We start from the raw sequence: 1,129 nt of genomic DNA on the forward strand, positions 1-1,129 counted from the left end.
CCGTCGCCCACGCCCCCGTCACGGTTGGCGTCATCGACACGGGCATCGACGACATGCACCCCGACCTGGCCGGACGCGTCGACCAGACGCGCTCCGTGTCCTGCGCGGCTAACGGCATCGCCTCCCAGGGTTACGGTTCGTGGCGCGACGACTACTTCCACGGCACGCACGTCGCGGGCATCATCGCCGCCAACCACAACAGCATTGGCATCGACGGCATCGCGCCCGACGCGACCCTCGTGTCGATCAAGGCCGCCAACTCCGAGCAACTCATGTACCCGGAATACGTGACCTGTGGGTTCATGTGGGCAGCAAGCCACGGGGTCGACATTGTCAACAACTCCTACTCGATGGACCCGTGGATGTACTGGAGCCCGACCGACCCGGAGCAGGCCGCGGGCCTGGAGGCGGCGTCGCGTTCCATCGCCTACGCGCAGGGCAGCGGCCTGGCCGTCATCGCCTCGGCCGGTAACGAGGGCGCCGACAACGACAACCCGACGACCGATTCGGCCTCCCCGACGGACGTGGACACGCCCATCAAGGACCGGCCCGTCGCAGGCTCCATCCGCGTCCCCGGACAGGTCGCGGGGGTCAGCCAGGTGAGCGCCCTCAAGCGCGTCAACGAGGAGACGAAGCCCGAGTGGACGACGCTCGCGCGCGCGGACTTCTCCAACTACGGCACGACCATTGACTTCGCGGCCCCCGGCGACGGCATCTACTCCACAGTGCCCACCAGCCAGTACGCGAGCGGCTACGCCAAGACGAGCGGAACCTCGATGGCCGCCCCCCACATCACGGGCATCGCCGCGCTCATCAAGGCCATGCACCCGGCGTTCACGGGCGCCCAGATCGTTGATCTCATGCGCAAGCAGGCTGCCATCGACTACACGCGCCTGGATGCTCCCACCGACGGCAAGGAGTACCGCGGCCACGGCTTCATCAACGCGCTGACCACGATGCGCCGCGACCAGCTGCGCCCGACCGTGACGACCCTCGAATACCGCGTCGGCAAGGGGGAGTGGAAGAACCTTGACGGCGCCGTCCTGCCCGCCGGCCCCGTCACCTTCTACGCGTCCGCGGCCTCGCCGATCAGCCACCTGCACATGGACGTCGCCGGCCTGACCGCCGT

Annotated in this window: 1 protein-coding gene; it reads left to right on the forward strand. The window is 68.5% G+C overall.

Annotation, left to right across the window (positions count from 1 at the left end):
- Nucleotides 1-1,129: S8 family peptidase (locus BQ7477_RS01700; protein WP_159430572.1), on the forward strand; the 1,129-nt coding region annotated here is incomplete at both ends.

The organism is Actinomyces bouchesdurhonensis, assembly GCF_900128465.1.
Taxonomy (GTDB): domain Bacteria; phylum Actinomycetota; class Actinomycetes; order Actinomycetales; family Actinomycetaceae; genus Pauljensenia; species Pauljensenia bouchesdurhonensis.